12 protein-coding genes are annotated in these 17,111 nt (G+C 64.2%); 5 read left to right on the forward strand and 7 right to left on the reverse strand.

The genetic code is table 11. The annotated features are described in order from the left end of the window. Nucleotides 1-120 precede the first annotated feature (120 nt). The 5 genes from PDMSB3_RS01200 to PDMSB3_RS01220 all read right to left on the reverse strand — a co-directional run bounded on the left by PDMSB3_RS01200 (nucleotide 121) and on the right by PDMSB3_RS01220 (nucleotide 6,664). Complete coding sequence (locus PDMSB3_RS01200; protein WP_165184308.1) at nucleotides 121-1,038, reverse strand: carbohydrate kinase family protein; 918 nt, start codon at nucleotides 1,036-1,038, stop codon at nucleotides 121-123. Then, entirely contained in the window at nucleotides 1,035-2,318 is a 1,284-nt protein-coding gene (locus PDMSB3_RS01205; protein ID WP_007179581.1) for an AGE family epimerase/isomerase, read from the reverse strand. Before PDMSB3_RS01205 ends, PDMSB3_RS01200 begins: the two co-directional genes overlap by 4 nt. Further along, a complete protein-coding gene (locus tag PDMSB3_RS01210) occupies nucleotides 2,315-3,301 on the reverse strand; it encodes a LacI family DNA-binding transcriptional regulator (protein WP_007179580.1) in 987 nt (328 codons plus the stop codon). Before PDMSB3_RS01210 ends, PDMSB3_RS01205 begins: the two co-directional genes overlap by 4 nt. Nucleotides 3,302-3,497: 196 nt before the next feature. After that, nucleotides 3,498-5,348 carry an EAL domain-containing protein gene (locus PDMSB3_RS01215; protein ID WP_007179578.1) on the reverse strand — a complete coding sequence of 617 codons (1,851 nt, stop codon included), beginning with the start codon at nucleotides 5,346-5,348 and terminating at the stop codon, nucleotides 3,498-3,500. Nucleotides 5,349-5,635: 287 nt separating this feature from the next. Continuing rightward, nucleotides 5,636-6,664, reverse strand: a complete 1,029-nt coding sequence (locus PDMSB3_RS01220) for a bile acid:sodium symporter family protein (RefSeq protein ID WP_007179577.1) — start codon at nucleotides 6,662-6,664, stop codon at nucleotides 5,636-5,638. Between the two features lie 566 nt (nucleotides 6,665-7,230). On the opposite strand from PDMSB3_RS01220, the gene PDMSB3_RS01225 reads away from it, so the two are divergent. The 4 genes from PDMSB3_RS01225 (at nucleotide 7,231) to PDMSB3_RS01240 (ending at nucleotide 14,276) form a co-directional block, all read left to right on the forward strand. Next, nucleotides 7,231-7,773: a hypothetical protein gene (locus PDMSB3_RS01225; protein ID WP_035517738.1), complete on the forward strand. Its 543-nt coding sequence runs from the start codon at nucleotides 7,231-7,233 to the stop codon at nucleotides 7,771-7,773. A 504-nt stretch (nucleotides 7,774-8,277) separates the two neighbouring features. After that, a complete protein-coding gene (locus tag PDMSB3_RS01230; protein WP_007179575.1) occupies nucleotides 8,278-9,363 on the forward strand; it encodes a porin in 1,086 nt (361 codons plus the stop codon). 206 nt (nucleotides 9,364-9,569) lie between these two features. Next, nucleotides 9,570-10,508: a LysR family transcriptional regulator gene (locus tag PDMSB3_RS01235; RefSeq protein ID WP_007179574.1), complete on the forward strand. Its 939-nt coding sequence runs from the start codon at nucleotides 9,570-9,572 to the stop codon at nucleotides 10,506-10,508. An 81-nt stretch (nucleotides 10,509-10,589) separates the two neighbouring features. Then, nucleotides 10,590-14,276 carry a methylmalonyl-CoA mutase family protein gene (locus PDMSB3_RS01240; RefSeq protein ID WP_165184310.1) on the forward strand — a complete coding sequence of 1,229 codons (3,687 nt, stop codon included), beginning with the start codon at nucleotides 10,590-10,592 and terminating at the stop codon, nucleotides 14,274-14,276. 163 nt (nucleotides 14,277-14,439) lie between these two features. On the opposite strand, the gene PDMSB3_RS01245 is transcribed toward PDMSB3_RS01240, so the two are convergent. Beyond that, nucleotides 14,440-15,399, reverse strand: coding sequence for an NAD(P)H-dependent flavin oxidoreductase (locus PDMSB3_RS01245; protein WP_007179572.1), 960 nt, complete (start codon nucleotides 15,397-15,399; stop codon nucleotides 14,440-14,442). Nucleotides 15,400-15,680: 281 nt separating this feature from the next. Here PDMSB3_RS01245 and PDMSB3_RS01250 point away from each other — a divergent pair, with 281 nt between their 5' ends. Further along, nucleotides 15,681-16,571: an alpha/beta fold hydrolase gene (locus tag PDMSB3_RS01250; RefSeq protein WP_007179571.1), complete on the forward strand. Its 891-nt coding sequence runs from the start codon at nucleotides 15,681-15,683 to the stop codon at nucleotides 16,569-16,571. Nucleotides 16,572-16,619: 48 nt separating this feature from the next. Here the strand turns inward: PDMSB3_RS01250 and PDMSB3_RS01255 are convergent, their stop codons facing one another. Beyond that, on the reverse strand, nucleotides 16,620-17,090 hold the full coding sequence (locus tag PDMSB3_RS01255; protein WP_007179570.1) for an Lrp/AsnC family transcriptional regulator: 471 nt from the start codon (nucleotides 17,088-17,090) through the stop codon (nucleotides 16,620-16,622). Between the last annotated feature and the right edge of the window lie 21 nt (nucleotides 17,091-17,111).

A 17,111-nucleotide genomic window follows, 5' to 3' on the forward strand; every position in this document is an offset into this window, starting at 1 on the left:
GCGTCTCTCCGTCTTCCAAAGGTTTCGGTTTTTTCATCCTAGCACGATGATGAAGGTTCGGTTCTCCGCGCTGGCGGCGCTCCCTGCCGGTGACAATGCGCGCCGCGCAAGGCAACAGGATTACAGCAACGCGACGACTTCATCGAGCGACGGCGCGTGCGCGCCGGCATGGCGGCACGCGGCCGCACCGGCGGCCAGCGCGAACGCGAGGTGTTCGGGCCACGCCCGTTGCGGGGCGGTCATCAGGCTGAACAGCAGGCCGCCGATCGACGCGTCGCCCGCGCCGACCGTGTCGACGACCTCGACGCGCGGCGGCCGGGCCTCGATCACCATGGCGCCGTCGATCAACACGGCGGTCTCCGGTCCGCGTGTCACCAGCACGGTAGCGGCAGGATTCATGGCCCGCAGTTGTGCAAGGGCGTGGGCTTCGTCGTCGGTCTTGAAGAGCAGGCGCAGGTCTTCGTCCGATACCTTGATCAGATCCGCGAGCGCGGCCATTTTCCGCAACGTGGGTTCGTAGCCGTGCTCCATCAGGTTCCGGTAGTTCGGATCGAAACTGATTTTCACGCCTTGTGAGCGCAACTGGGCCGCGAGCGCTGCGAGCGTGTTGCCGAGCGGTTGCCGCACGAGGCTGATGCAGCCGAAGTGCGCCCACTTTACGTGGTTCGCCCAGCCCCCCGGCAGGCGCGCCGGATCGAAGGCCAGATCGGCGCTGTTTTCGCCCATGAAGAAATACGCGGGCGGATGGGTCTGATGCACGATCGCGAGCAAGGGCGGGCGTTCCACGCGCTGCATGAAGCGCATGTCGAGCCCTGCGGCGACGCTGGCGTTCCACAGTTCATCGGAGAAATTGTCGACGCCCAGCGAGCCGGCGCACGCCGTGGGCAGGCCGAGCCGCGCCACGCAGCGCGCCACGTTCCAGCCGGCGCCGCCGGGACGCGAGAGCCATTGCGAAGGGCCGGTGCGTACGAGATCGGTGAGGATGTCGCCGGCTGAGACGAAGAAAGGGAATTCGCTGTTCGCGCTGGGGTTGCTCATTTTGTCTGCTCCGCGGATTCGGATGCGGCGGCCGCGCCATCGGGCAGCGCGTGGGCCAGAACCTCGTAGCACGCGCCCATGGTGTGATAGTCGGTCTTGCCGGCCGGACTTTTTTCGTCGCTGTACTTGCGGTTGTCGCACGTGAGTATGCGATACCACGCGCCATACTTGTGATCGACGAAATGCGCCCAGCTATAGCGCCAGATCTCGTCGTACCAGTCCCAGAAGCGTTCGTTGCCGGTGCGCTTGCCGAGCAGCGCGGCCGTCGCGAAGGTCTCCGCCTGGACCCAGAAATACTTGTCGTGATCGCACACGGTGCCGTCGGGGCCGAAGCCGTAATAGAGGCCGCCGTGGTCTTCGTCCCACGCGTGCGTCATGGCGGCGTCGAACAGTTCGATGGCGCGCGGCAACAGCCACGGCAACGGACGGTAGCGCTCCAGGATCAGCAGCAGTTTCGCCCATTCGGTCTGATGCCCCGGCTGGAAACCCCACGGGCGGAAAATGTTCGAACTGTCTTCCTCGTTGTAGTGCCAGTCGACCGACCAGTCTGAATGAAAGTGCTCCCACACCAGACCCTGCGACAACTTCGCCTGACGCAGTGTGATATTCGACGCCACCCGTTCGGCGCGATCCAGATAAACGAGATGGCCAGTCGCTTCATGCGCGGCGAGCAGCGCCTCGGTGGTGTGCATGTTCGCGTTCTGCCCGCGGTACGAACTGACTCGCCATTCGGGCGATGCTTCGTCGGCATAGAGGCCCGCGGCGGCGTCCCAGAAGCGGTGCTCCATCAGTTCGAAGGTCGCGCCGATCATGGGCTTCGCTTCCTCGATGCCGGCCATCGCCGCATGCGAATAGGCGAGCAGGACGAACGCGAGGCCGTAGCAGTGGCGCGTCGCATCGAGCGTGCGCTTTTTGCCGTCATGCCATTCGAGTTCCCAGTCATAGCCTTCGTGCTGGGCGTCCCAATGCGCGTCGCGCAGGAACCGCAAACCGTGGCGCGCGTATTCGAGATGCTGCGGGTCGCCGAACTGGCGGTACGCCATCGCGTAGTTGAAGACGTAGCGGCAACTGCTCACCAGATGCCGCGTGGTCTTGTCGTAGACCGAACCGTCGTCGCGGAAGAAATGGAAAAAGCCGCCGCTCGGATCGAGCACGGTCGGCGCGTAAAAGCGCAGCGTGTCCTGCACATGCGAGAGCAGAAAGCCGCGTTCGCGAAAGCTTTCGACGGGCGGCACCGCGGCGGTGCCGTTAGTGGGGTGAAGCGGATCGGATTGCGTCATGGCGTTTTCACCAAAGTACTGGCACGGGCAATGAGATGGACGGGCAGGCGGACTTCCAGTTCGGCGGGTGCGTCTTCGAGCAGGAGCTCGACGCCGCGCCGGCCGAGCGCTTCCTTGTCCACCGAGATGGTGGACAGCGGCGGCGTGGCATGCGCGGCGGCGGGAATGTCGTCGAAACCGATGATGGCGATGTCCTCGGGCACGCGCAGACCACGCGCGAGGCACGCGCGCAGCGCGGCGAGCGCGGCGGCGTCGTTGTAGGCAAACACGGCGTCGGGGCGCGGGCCCGGCGCGTCGAGCAGTTGATGCATCGCGCGCGCGGCGCCGCTGTCGGGGTCGAGGCCTGCGTCGATGGTCACTTCCAGCGACGGGTCGAACAGCAGCCCGGCTTCGAAAAACGCGCGGCGGTAGCCGAGCGCCCGCTGCGCAATGCTGAAGTGCGCAAGCGAGCCGCCGATGAACGCGACGCGCTTGCGCTGCTGTTCGAACAGATGCCGCATGGCGAGCGTGGCGCCCGCGGCGTTGTCGAGATTCACCGAGCGCAGGCCGGGCGCCCACAGGTCGATCAGCACGAGCGGGCGCTGCATTGCTGCCAGCGTGGCCAGCGTTTCCGGTTCGACGAAACCGGCAATCGCCACCGCATCCGGCGCATGCAGGCGCATCTGCTGGATCACGTCCTCGGTCGGGCCGGCGGTCAGCACGGACGGTACGATGCCGCGCTCGCGGCAGGCGTCTTCCACGCCGTGCAGCACGTGCGAAAAGAACGGGCTCACAGCGAAATTGTTGTGCTGACGGTGCAGCAGAAAGGTGAGACGGCGGATGCGCGGGCGCAATTGCGCGGCGTCATAGCCGAGCTTGCGCGCCGCCTCGACGACGCGCTCGCGGGTGGCCTCGGAGAGGCCCGGCTGGTTCTTCAATGCGCGTGAGACGGTGCCGATCGACACGCTGGCCGCGCGGGCGACGTCGCGGATAGTTGTGGCCATCGAATCAGGCGGACGCGCATGGGCGACCGCACGGTGTTTGGGTTCGGGCGATTGTATAGTAAAACTGTGCTAAAACAGCCCGAACAACCGTCGATCGATACCCGTAAATACCCGTAAGATATGGTCTTGGCCCGAAATTTTATGTTTAGTAAAATAAGCTAAACAACCTCCTGAACCGCCTCCGTGAGCCGCATGGTTACTCTAGCGAGGCATGAGCGGCTTCGGCTTGTCCGCGCAGTAACGCCACGCTCTCGTCCGCGTCGATCAGCACGAAACCGCTCGCCTCGTGTTTCGCGCGCCGCTTGGCCAGTGCCGCAACGGAGGCGATTTCCTCGCTGGTATAGAGCGACGGTCCCTCGCCGGGCTCGACGTGCACGCAGCCGATCGCCATCGTCACGAAACCGAAGAAGGTCGGATTGCCGCGCCGGTCCTCGCCGTGAATGCCGCCGGCGAGCCGGTCGGTCGGCGCGTAAAAGCGCTGTGCGCCCTCGTTGAACACGTGGATCGCGCGCAGCACGCGTTCGCGCCAGTCCTCGCTCTGGAACAGAATCAGGAAGTCGTCGCCGCCCACGTGCCCAAGGAAGTCGCGGGTTGGGTCGCACACGTCGGCGAGCACGAGGGCGGCGAATTTCAATACCTCGTCGCCTTGCCAGTAGCCGTATTGATCGTTGAACGGCTTGAAGTGATTCAGGTCCACGTAGCACGCGTAGAAGCCGGCGTCGTTGCCGAGCAGGCGGGCAATGTGCGAACTGATCGGAATATTGCCCGGCAGGAAAGTCAGCGGATTCGCGTAGCGCGCCGCTTCGATGCGCACCTCGGTCACCGCGCGCACGAGGTTCTCGCCGGTGCCGAGGCCGGCGTATTTGCCGTTGTCGGTAATGACGAAGCCGTCGGCAAGATAGCGCTGGTCGTCGCTCGCGAGAAGCTTGGCCATTTGCTCGACTGTCATGGATTTTTCGATGACGACCGGCGACGCATTGGCGAACAGCAGGCAAGGACGCTTGCCGAACAGTTCCCGGTGATACGGCAGCGCGTAGCGGTCCATGAAGCTGCGGCGGTTGATCAGCGCGACCGGCTCGTCGTGCTCGACCACCGCGACCGCGTGCAGGTCGGGCAGACGGTTGAACAGTTCGAGCACGTCGTTGTTGGTGGCCTGGCGCGGCAACGCGGGCGCGTGCACCAGCATTTTCGCGGACGCCATACCGCCCGAAGGCGACGCGCTGCTCACCGTGCGCGTGGTTTCGGGAAACACGGCGATGTGGCCGGCGCGCAGCGCGTCGCGGGCGTCGTCGGTCACCTTGCGGGCCGGCTGCGCGTGCGGACGGCCGAAGAAAAACCCCTGCCCGCAGCCGATCCCCATGTCGCGCACCACGATCAGGTCCGCTTCGTTTTCGATGCCTTCGGCCACGAGCCGCGCACCGCTCGCGCTCGCGAAGTGCTGCATGGCGCGCACCGCTTCGAACTTGAGCGGGTCGCAGGCAATGTCGTGAATGAAGAAGCGGTCGATCTTCACGACGTCCGGTTGCAGCCGCACCCACAAGTTCATGCTGGCGTTCGCGGTGCCGTAATCGTCGAGCGCGAATTGTGCGCCGTCACTGCGCAGCGCCGCGATCACGGGCAGGAAACTGCTCACATCCGGAATCGTGCTTTGCTCCGTCAGTTCGATAACGAGCCGCTGCGGATCGACGCCGTGATGACGCAGGAGAGCATGCGTTTCGTCGCGCGCCTCGGCCAGTTGGCGGAGCGCGCCCGCGCTGAAATTCAGGAACAGCTTGCCGTCGAACTCGAGCCGCGCGAACGCTTCGATGCAGGTGCGCGCGGCGGCGCGTTCGAGTGCGATGCCGCAGCCTTCGGCGAGCGCTTGCGAAAACAGGGCGAACGGCGCCTCGAGCGGCGTGCCGGCCGGCCCGCGAATCAGACCTTCGTAGCCGAGGATCGCGCCGTCTTCGAAATCGATGATCGGCTGGAAAACGGCGGACAGATCGCGCCGGGCTATCAGTTCCTCGATGCGCGGCGCGGCGGATCGGGAGGGCGGGCTAGGTTGCATGGCAGGTGGGGTAGCGATCGACCTTTGGCTTATCGGCCGGACCCGCAGGTAATTAAGTGAACTTTTAGTGACTCGCCGCACCGGGACGGTGCGGTTGGATTTGCGTTTGTGCCGGCGGCCTTCCGTTCGCTGGATTCGCGTTGCCAGGAATTTGCCTATGCCATCCAGCCGAGGCGACAGCGGCGCCGTTTGCGCGTGAAATAACAAAAAAGCCGCGCGAGGCGGCTTTCTTCAAATGACGCTCAGGGAGGGCGCTTATGAATGTCCTGTTTGCATTGCGCGCATATTCAATGGCGCGCGACGGCGGCGGCGGGCCGCTCGCGCGAGGCGGCGTGGGTCTCGCCGCTGGTGTCGCGCGCGCCCCAGCGCTGCGCGAGCGCGGCGCACACCATCAGCTGGATCTGGTGGAACAGCATGAGCGGCAAGACCACCGCGCCCACTGCGTGCGAGGCGAAAATCACCTTGGCCATCGGCACGCCGGCCGCGAGGCTCTTTTTCGAACCGCAGAAGATGATAGTGATCTGGTCCGCACGGCTAAAGCCGAGCCGCTTGCTGACGAACATCGTCACCGCCAGAGCGAGAGCAAGCAGCACGACGCACACCACCAGCAGGCCGCCGAGCGCGGAGAGCGGAATCTGATGCCACAGGCCTTCAGTAACGGCCTCGCTGAACGCGCCGTACACCACCAGCAGGATCGAGCCCTGGTCGACGAATTTCAGCACGCCGCGATTGCGCTCGATCCACTTGCCGATCAACGGGCGCAGCAACTGCCCGGCCACGAACGGCACCAGAAGCTGCAGCACGATATTGCCCACCGTGTGCCACGGCGAAGCGCCGCCGCCGGCCGCCTGATTGGTAATGACGACACTGACGAGCGCGGGCGTGATGAAGATGCCGAGCAGGCTCGAGGCCGACGCGCTGCATACGGCAGCCGGCACGTTGCCTTTGGCAATGGACGTGAACGCGATCGACGACTGAACCGTAGACGGCAGCGTGCAGAGGAAGAGGATCCCCGCATAGAGCGCCGGCGTGACAAGTGGCGAAAGGAGCGGTTTAAGCGCGAGGCCGAGCAGCGGAAAGAGCGCGAACGTGCTGAGCAGCACTACCGCGTGCAAACGCCAGTGCGTCGCGCCCGCAACGATCGCTTCGCGTGAGAGTTTGGCGCCGTGCAGGAAAAACAGCAGGCCGACCGCCACGTTCGTCACCCAGTTGAACCCGACGGCGGCCTGGCCGTGAACCGGCAGGAAGCTGGCCAGGATCACGGTGCTGACGAGGCACAAGGTGAAGTTGTCAGGAAGCAGTTTCGGGCGAGCCATATCGGAATCTCGATTCAGTGACGCGGAAAAGCACGCGGGCCGCGTGTAGTACGTAGGCGCCGCTCCAGCTTATGGGAAACACCTATTGTTGTTGATTTCTGATTGAAAATGCAAATTCATTTACCGAATCGATTAATGAGGATTGTGCATTGTAGAGACACTTTCCGGAAAACTTGCACGGCGTTGCCGGCTGTTTTCAGTATTGGCGACGTCATCTGTTTGGTCCATGCACTTTTAACAATCCAGGTGAAAACGGGACGGTGATTCGTCATACGCAAAGCCTCGTCCGTTATCTCGCTAAGGTCTTGAAAGCAAGCGTTTTCAGGACGTTCGCGCAAGTCCTCTGTCGCAGAAAAACGTCGCAGTAACAAGGTGTTACATCCACGGGCGAGGCCTAACACTTTTTGGCTCGACACCCTTTGCCCGCACCCATAAATTACGGTTCAAAGGCCGTCGGGATGCCTCGCGTTGCGATATCGTCGCAGCGCTCATGCCAGTCCCACAACAAGTCCATCGCAGCTCGAACGGTGGGCTTCAGGCAAGTCTTCGGGCATGAGAGTCACTGGGTGGACGGGTTGTCGAGAACGAGGCACTGGGCGTTGGGCGCGGTTATCGCCGCGCTGTGCTCGTTCGCCTATGCGAAAGTGCCAGGCATGCCACACGGCAGCGGTGGCGGCTATGCGCATGGCCCCACGAATCACGCCGTACGCGGCGACATGCATCACGGTGGCCGCTACAACGGTGCAACTGCGGGATCAGCGCACACCACCATGGTGGATCGCAACGCGCGTCTGCCGCGCGGTGGAGCGAATGTCGCGGGTGGCAATTACGGCAACGGCTTCGGGATCTACAACCCGGGCATGCGCCGCGTCGCCGGACCCGCCGGTTACGCCGGCGACGGCCGCGGCGGCGTGCAGTACGCCGGCGCCATCACGCCGGTGAGTGCCGAGTCGCGTGCCGTACCGCGGCCGCCGGTCAATGCGCCGGTTCGTGCCGGCTCGATCCGGGCAGACGTCGCGCGGTATAACGAAGAACGCGGTTCGACGCGCGCCATGCAGCGCCAGGCGGACGACCCACGCCAGCCGGAAGGCTCGCCGTACCGGAATTAGGCGTGGCGCGGACATCGCGTCCGCCACGCCCGCCGAACCACTTCTCCTCGTCTCCCCGATCGCCCGACAGCGGCGCTGCGCTTCGTCGCGGCTCAAGTCTGCCCGCCAGGTGACGTTTCGACGCCACACTTTTTTGAAAACACTCGGCAGCACAGCCCCTCCCGTCGTCAAATCAGGTCGTTTCTGCGGCGGTGCGTCATTCGCTTGTCATCTTGGGCGTGATCGCACCGCCCGGCGCAGTGTCAGCAATGCTTTGCGCGGTGCGGCAGAGTTTGCGGCGACACCGCGAGCGCACTGCCGGCCGGGGCTTTTATCAGGCCGATAAACAACAAAACTAATCAGAGCGATATACCGGCAATAACCAGCGATATTTTTGTTCATAAAAATGGTCCGCAAAGATGGTCCCGCCCAGATCGGCTCGATGATCGAACGGACAACAACAATGGTTCGCGTGAGCGCCCCTTTCGCACAGCCACACCCCTTTTGACAAAGACAGGAGAACCCATGAAAACAAGCATCAGCAGTGCGCTGAAGACCACCCTCAAGGCAACCGCGTGTGCCGCTCTGCTGGCCAGTGCATCGTCTGCTTTTGCGCAATCGAGCGTGCAGCTTTACGGTCAGGTCGACGAATGGGTCGGCGCGCAGAAATTCCCGGGCGGCAAGACTTCGGTGCAAGTCTCCGGCGGCGGCATGTCGACCTCGTACTGGGGCCTGAAGGGGGCGGAGGATCTGGGCAACGGCTACAAGGCGATCTTCGCGCTGGAAGGCTTCTTCCTCGCGCAGAACGGCCAGTACGGCCGCTTCACGGGCGACACGATGTTCTCGCGTAACGCGTACGTCGGTATCGAATCGCCCTACGGCACGGTGACCGCGGGCCGTCTGACGACGCCGCTGTTCGTGTCGACGATTCTGTTCAACCCGTTCATCGACTCGTACGTTTTCTCGCCGATGGTCTATCACACGTACCTCGGCCTCGGCACGTTCCCGACCTACTCGACGGACCAGGGCGTGACGGGCGACTCCGGCTGGAGCAACGCGGTGTCGTACTCCTCGCCGAACTTCAACGGGCTGTCGGCGACGGCCATGTATGCGCTCGGCAACACGACCGAGAATGGCGCGAAGAAGTGGAGCGGCCAGGTGCTGTACTTCCACGGCCCGTTCGCGGCAACGGCTGTCTATCAGTACGTGAACTTCAACAACGTGCCGAGCGACCTCGGCAGCTTCAGCACGTCGGGCGTTCCCGGCCTGAAGAGCCAGAGCGTCGCGCAGCTCGGCCTGTCCTACGACCTGAAGTTCGTGAAGTTCTTCGGCCAGTACATGTACACGTACAACGACCAGCAGGTGACGAGCTGGCATGTGAACACGGCGCAGGGCGGCGCGTCGGTGCCGTTCGGTCCGGGCACGGTGATGGCGTCGTACGCCTATTCGCGCGACGGCGGCGGCTTCGACCAGACCCGCCAGACGGCTGCGATCGGCTACGACTATCCGCTGTCCAAGCGCACGGACATCTACGCGGCTTATCTGTACGACCACATCAGCAATCAGTCGAGCGGCAACACCTACGGCGTCGGCCTGCGCGCCAAGTTCTAAGCGTCACGGCCGCGCCGCGCGGCGCCTGTTCGCGGGCGTCGCGCACTGGCCGCATCAGCTTGATCTCCCAAGCCCGTCTTCTTCCGAAGGCGGGTTTTTTTGCTTTCTGGGCGCTGGGATTTATTCCTTCGACGCGCGTTTTGCTGACCAGCTTTTGATAAACCCGGCAAAATGCCGTCGATTGATTCCTGAAGCGAGCGATTGAGATGGATACCCTCGTCAGCATGAAAGTGTTCCGGCATGTGGTCGAAGTCGGCAGCTTCGTCGGCGCGGCCGAACGGATGGAGATGTCGGCGGCGATGGCGAGCAAGCACGTGATGCATCTCGAACAGCAGCTCGGCGCGCGGCTCCTGAACCGCACCACGCGGCGGGTCGCGCCCACCGAGGCGGGCCGCGAATACTACGAGCGTCTGAGCCAGGTGCTCGCCGAACTCGAAGAGGCCGAGCAGGTGGTCGGTGCGGCGAGCGTCGTGCCGCAGGGGCGCTTGCGGGTGTCGTCGCTGTCGGCGTTCGGTTTGAGCCATGTGATGGCCGCGGTGGCGGACTACGCCGCGCAGTATCCGCAGGTCACCGTCGATATGACACTCTCCGACCGGGTGGTCGAACTGATCGACGAAGGTTTCGATGTCGCGATCCGGGCTTCGCCGAGCGGGCTCAAGTCTTCTTCATTGATCGCGCGGCAGATCGCGACCGCGCATCTCGTGCTGTGCGCGTCGCCTGCCTATCTGAAACGGCACGGCACGCCGAAGACCGTGGCCGACCTCGCGCGTCACAACTATCTCCAGTACGCAGGCGTGTCGGCGCTCGAAATCGCGCCGGCAACCGGCGATGCCTCTTCGCGCGTGCGCCTGACGGGCAACCTGATCGTCAATCATCTCGAAGCGCAGCGTGTGATCGTGCTGCAGGGCGCGGGCATCGCGATGCTCGGCACCGAAGTGATCGGCGACGATCTGGCCGCGGGGCGCCTCGTGCCGCTGCTGGTGGACGACGTGCCGCCGCGCGAGCTGCCGATTCATGTGGTCTACGCGAGCCGCCGGCATCTGTCGGCCAAGGTGCGCTCGTTTGTCGACTTCCTCGCCGAGCGGTTCGCCAACGAGTCGCTGTGGCCGTCGCTCGAACAGATCAGGGCGTTGGCCGTGCGGTAGGCGCGGAGGACGGTCAAGCGCCGCGAACCGTTTCGCTATACTGGTTGCCAGCACCCATACGCGTAACGATCTGGGGGAGACATGACCGATCTGTCCACGCCGCAGCGCGCGGGCAGCCACAAGCTGCCCGCGGGCCGGCGACTGCGCTTTGTTACCGCGGCTGCGTTGTTCGACGGCCACGATGCGTCGATCAATATCATGCGGCGCATTCTTCAGGCAAGCGGCGTCGAGGTGATTCATCTCGGCCACAACCGCTCCGTCGATGAAGTCGCCACCGCCGCGCTGCACGAGGATGCCGACGGCGTCGCCGTGTCGAGCTACCAGGGCGGTCACAACGAATACTTCCGCTATCTGGTCGACTTGCTGCGCGCACGCGGCGGCGAGCGCATCAAGGTGTTCGGCGGCGGCGGCGGGGTGATCGTCCCTGAAGAGATTGTCGGGCTCGAACGCTATGGCGTCGAGAAGATCTATTCGCCGCAGGACGGCCAGCGGCTTGGTCTGCAAGGCATGATCGACGATATGATCGCGCGCTGCGCCGAAGGTGCGCGCGCGGCGGCGGCCACAGGGGAGAGTCCGGTCGGCGCGTGGGCGGCGGAGTTTTCGGAGCATCGTCTGCCGCGTTTTGATTCGCGCGACGATGCGGGTGTTGACGGTCAGGAGGCCGTAGCGCGCAATCCGTCGAGCGAGGCGAGTCGCGTGGCCGCGGCGGGGCGCGGCGATCATTTGGACAGAGGCGTCCGCGCGGCCAGCACGGCCAACACCGGCGGCGTAGCGGACGCAGCCAGCACAGCCAGCACAGCCAGCACAGCCAGCACAGCCGGCAGCCCCGACCCGGCATCCTTGGTTTTCCGCCGACTCGCGCAACTCATCAGCGCATTCGAAACGGCCGCCATCGACGTCAACACGCGGGACAAGCTGTCCGCTCTAGCAGAAGCAACCGCGATCCCTGTGCTCGGCATTACCGGAACCGGCGGCGCCGGCAAATCGTCGCTCACCGACGAGTTGATCCGTCGCTTTCGCCTCGACTACGGCGACGCCCTCACCATCGCCGTGCTCGCCATCGACCCGTCGCGCCGCAAGTCCGGCGGCGCGCTGCTGGGCGACCGCATCCGCATGAACGCGATCGGCGACTGGGGCGGCGGCGCGCGCGTGTACATGCGTTCGATGGCGACGCGCGAAGCATCGAGCGAAATCTCCGACTCGCTGCCCGACGCGTTGATGCTCTGCAAGGCGGCCGGCTTCGATCTGATCGTCGTCGAAACGTCCGGCATCGGCCAGGGCGACGCGGCGATCGTGCCGTTCGTCGACGAATCGCTGTATGTCATGACGCCGGAATTCGGCGCGGCCAGCCAGTTGGAGAAGATCGACATGCTCGACTTTGCCAGCTTCGTCGCGATCAACAAGTTCGATCGCAAAGGCGCGCCGGACGCGTTGCGCGATGTCGCCAAGCAGGTGCAGCGCAATCGCTCCGACTTCACGAAGTCGCCGGAAGCGATGCCGGTGTTCGGAACGATCGCCTCGCGCTTTAACGATGACGGCGTGACCGCGCTGTACCGGCACGTTGCCGAAGCGCTGCGCAAGCACGGTTTGCGTTCGGGCGGCGGCCGTCTTGCCGCGCCCGAAGGTCTGCGTTTTTCGAGCGGGCGCAACGCCATCGTGCCGCCCGCGCGCGTGCGCTATCTGGCGGATATTGCGCAGACGGTTCACGCTTATCGCGAGCGAGCCGACGCGCAAGCGCGCGTCGCGCGCGAGCGCTGGCAACTGATCGAGGCGCGCAGGATGCTCGTTGAGACGGGCGAGGCTGTCGGCGCAGACTCCGTTGTTGCCGCAAGTGCAAGCTCAGGAGCAAGCGCAAGCTCGAAGGCAGGCGCAAGCCCAGCAGCAAACACAACCGCGAACTCAAACGCTTCCGCAACCAGCGGCACTGCCACCCCAACCGACGCGCTCAACCCAACCCTCTCGCAACTCGACACGCTAATCACCCAACGCACCGCCTCGCTCGGCGAACGCGAGCGCATCCTCCTCGACACCTGGCCGCAAACCGTCGCCGCTTACTCGGGCACGGAACACGTTGTGCGCATCCGCGACCGTGAAATCCGCACCGCGCTGACCGTCACGACGCTTTCCGGCTCCGAAGTCCGCAAAGTCTCCCTGCCGAAATTCGTCGATCACGGCGAGATCTTGCGCTGGCTGATGCTCGACAATCTGCCCGGCTACTTCCCCTTCACCGCCGGCGTATTCCCGTTCCGCCGCGAAAACGAAGACCCGACCCGCATGTTCGCCGGCGAAGGCGATCCGCAACGCACCAATCGCCGCTTCAAACTGCTTTCGGAAGGCATGCCGGCCAAACGTCTGTCGACCGCGTTCGACTCGGTTACGCTCTACGGCGAAGAACCGCACGAGCGTCCCGACATCTACGGCAAAGTGGGCAATTCCGGCGTCTCCGTCGCGACGCTCGACGACATGAAGACGCTCTACGATGGCTTCGACCTCTGTGCGCCGGAAACCTCGGTCTCGATGACGATCAACGGCCCCGCGCCGACCATTCTTGCGATGTTCTTCAACGTCGCGATCGATCAGCAGATCGCGCGCACGACACAGCAGCAAGGCCGCCCGCTCACCGAAGACGAACTCGCCGCGACGCGCCGCACCGCGCTGGAAAACGTGCGCGGCACCGTGCAGGCCGATATCCTGAAGGAAGACCAAGGCCAGAACACCTGCATTTTCTCGACCGAATTCAGCCTGAAGGTGATGGGCGATATTCAGGCGTACTTCGTCGGGCATGGCGTGCGCAATTTCTATTCGGTGTCGATTTCCGGCTATCACATCGCCGAAGCCGGCGCGAACCCGATCTCTCAACTCGCGTACACGCTCGCGAACGGCTTCACCTATGTCGAGGCCTATCTCGCCCGCGGCATGTCGATCGACGGCTTCGCGCCGAATCTGTCGTTCTTCTTTTCGAACGGCATGGATCCGGAGTACACGGTGCTGGGCCGCGTCGCGCGACGCATCTGGGCCGTTGCCATGCGCGAGCGCTACGGCGCGAACGAACGCAGCCAGAAGCTCAAGTATCACGTGCAGACGTCGGGTCGCAGCCTGCACGCGCAGGAGATCGACTTCAACGATATCCGCACCACGCTGCAGGCGCTGATCGCGATCTACGACAATTGCAACTCGCTCCACACAAATGCCTTCGACGAAGCGATCACCACGCCCACCGAGGAGTCCGTGCGCCGCGCGGTGGCGATCCAGTTGATCATCAACCGTGAGTGGGGGCTCGCGAAGAATCAGAATCCGAATCAGGGCAGCTTCGTGATCGAGGAGCTGACCGACCTGGTGGAAGAGGCGGTACTGGCCGAATTCGACCGGCTGACCGAGCGAGGCGGCGTGCTCGGCGCGATGGAAACCGGCTATCAGCGCGGGCGGATTCAGGACGAGTCGATGCTCTATGAGCATCGCAAGCATGACGGGTCTTATCCGATCGTCGGCGTGAACACGTTCTTGAGCGCGCATCCGCACGAAGCGCCGCAGCCGATCGCGCTAGCCCGTTCCACCGACGATGAGAAACAAAGCCAGTTGCAACGCCTGCGCGCTTTTCAGGCGCAGCATCGCGACGCGGCGCCCGCCGCGCTCGAACGCCTGAAGCGCGCGGTGATCGACGATGAAAACGTGTTCGCGGTGCTGATGGATGTTGTGCGTGTCTGCTCGCTTGGGCAGATCACGCACGCGCTGTTTGAAGTGGGCGGGCAGTACCGCCGTAATATGTAAGCGCGGCTGCGTGGTGGTTGCTGCGGCTCTGCGTGAAGCCGGGCCGCAGTCCAAGACCGTCCAGATCAAGCGTCTCAGCTCAAGAGCCCCGAACGAGGCGCCTGCGCCGACGCGCTCCAGGCAAACGCGTAACCCCGACCGCGTCATGCCTTGGCGCACCATCTCAGCGCGCAATCCCCAGCCGCGCCTTCGCGTCGTCATATTCCTTCGACAAACGCTGCACCAGTTCGCTCACGCTCGGCACGTCGTCCATCAGGCCGACGCCCTGGCCTGCGCCCCAGATGTCTTTCCACGCCTTCGCCTTGTCGCTGCCGAAGTTCATCTTGGTCTTGTCCGATTCCGGCAGCGCGTCCGGGTCCAGCCCCGCGTTGACGATGCTTTCGCGGATGTAATTGCCGTGCACGCCGGTGAACAGGTTGGTGTAAATGATGTCCGACGCGGTGGAATTGACAATGGCCTGCTTGTAGCTGTCCACCGCATGAGCTTCTTTGGTCGCGATAAAGCGCGTGCCCATGTAGGCGAGGTCAGCGCCCATTGCCTGCGCGGCGAGAATCGAGCCGCCGTTGGCGATCGAGCCCGACAGCACGATCGGGCCGTCGAACATGCGCCGCACTTCGCCGACCAGCGCGAACGGCGAGGTCGTGCCCGCGTGGCCGCCCGCGCCGGATGCCACCAGGATCAGACCGTCGACGCCCGCTGCCAGCGCCTTTTGCGCATGGCGCAGATTGATCACGTCGTGCAGCACGATGCCGCCGTAGCTATGCACGGCGTCGACGATTTCCCGTGCCGGCGCCCGCAGGCTCGTGATGAAAATCGGCACCTTGTGTTCGACGCACACACGCACGTCGTGTTCGAGCCGCGTATTCGACTGATGGACGATCTGGTTGACCGCGATCGGCCCGATGATCGCGTCCGGGTTGGCCGCCTTGTGCTCGGCGAGCTGCGTCTGAATCTGCGTGAGCCATTCGTCGAGCAACTCGGCCGGGCGTGCATTCAGCGCGGGGAACGAGCCGACGATCCCGGCCTTACACTGAGCCAGCACGAGTTCGGGATAGCTGACGATGAACATCGGCGAGGCGACGACCGGCAGCGCAAGTTTTTGCAGAACGGCGGGCAATGCCATAGTGCGAGTCTCCTGATTTGAGCGAACCGGTGCGAGTTTGAGCGCCCGGCGATGACTGATTTTAGCGGCACATGGTTTGCAGCGCTTTCGCTGGCCGCAGCCACCCGATAATTTAAGAACGGTCGTTCGATTATAGGCGAAGCACGGCGCTCGCGTTCGGCCGCTGCGTTTGGAACAGTTGGAAGGAGTGTTCAGGTTCTATGCTTGCGTGGGCTGTCCCACCTCGCGCGGACACATTGGCCTCCTACAATGCAGTGACTCCAAATCACAAGAGAGACGTCATGGCCTTCGAGAATTTCACGCCCTTTCGCGTCGCCGTGGGCGATGTCGATATTTTCGGAGTGAAGGGCGGAGCGGGCCCGCCTCTTCTGTTGCTGCACGGTCATCCGCAGTCGCATCTGATCTGGCAGAAGTGCGCCGCGCAACTGGCCGAACATTTCACCGTCATCGCGACCGATCTGCGCGGCTACGGCGCATCGGGCAAGCCGCCGAGCGACGCCGACCATACACCGTATTCCAAACGCGTGATGGCGGCCGATCAGGTCGCCGTGATGCGTCATTTCGGTTTCGAACGTTTTCTCGTGTGCGCACACGACCGCGGCGCACGCGTGGCGCATCGAATGGCGCTCGATCATCCCGACGCCGTCGAGCGTCTGATGCTGCTCGATATCGCACCGACGCTCGCAATGTACGAGGCCACCGACCGCACCTTCGCGACGCACTACTTCCACTGGTTCTTCCTGATCCAGCCGGAGCCGCTGCCCGAGACGCTGATCGGCGCGAACCCGGCGGCCTATGTCGATGCGGTGATGGGTGGCCGTCACGCGGGTCTGGCGCCGTTCGATCCCGCCGCGCTCGAAGCCTACCGCGCGGCGCTCGCCCAACCAGGCGCCGTGCACGCGATGTGCGAGGATTACCGCGCGTCGGCGAGCATCGACCTGGAGCACGATCGTGCCGATATCGAGCGCGGTCACAAGATCGGCTGCCCGCTGCGCGTGTTGTGGGGCGACAAGGGCGTGATCGAGAAGTGCTTCGACGCGCTGGCCGAATGGCGTCATGTGGCGCGCGACGTGAGTGGCCGCGCGCTGCCTTGCGGGCATTACATACCCGAAGAAGCGTCGGACGAACTGGTCGCCGAAATGCTGTCTTTTTTCGAAGCGGCCGAGCAGTAAGTCCCGTTCGCCTGCGCCGATCATGCGCGAAGCCGCGCCCGCCGTCGTTTAGCCGAGCGGCGGCAAACGGCGCGCCACCGGCGTTGACTTGACGATGGCGGAACTGGTCTCCGCACGCTCGGCGACCTTCGTCAGAATCTCGTCAAGCTGCTCGATCGAGTGGAGGTACAGGCGGCAGATGAAACAGTCGTCGCCTGTCACCTTGTCGCATTCGACGAACTCCGGAATCCGCCGGATCACCTCTTCGACCAGATGCAACTGGCCGGGCAACGGCTTCACGCGCACGATGGCCTGCAGCGTATAGCCGAGCGCGCGTGGATCGACTTGCACCGTAAAGCGCTCGATCACGCCTTGCGCTTCGAGTCGGCGCACACGCTCCGCCGTACTCGGCGCTGACAGTCCGACCAGCCGCGCCAGTTCGCTGACCGGCTGACGGGCGTCTTCCGCGAGCGCGGCGAGTAGCGCCCGGTCCGTGTCGTCGAGCGGGGAGGGCGTTGAGGGAACAAGGCGTTTGGTCATGACGGCCTTCGATTATTAGGT

Origin of the sequence: Paraburkholderia dioscoreae, assembly GCF_902459535.1 — a bacterium.
Classification (GTDB): Bacteria; Pseudomonadota; Gammaproteobacteria; order Burkholderiales; family Burkholderiaceae; genus Paraburkholderia; species Paraburkholderia dioscoreae.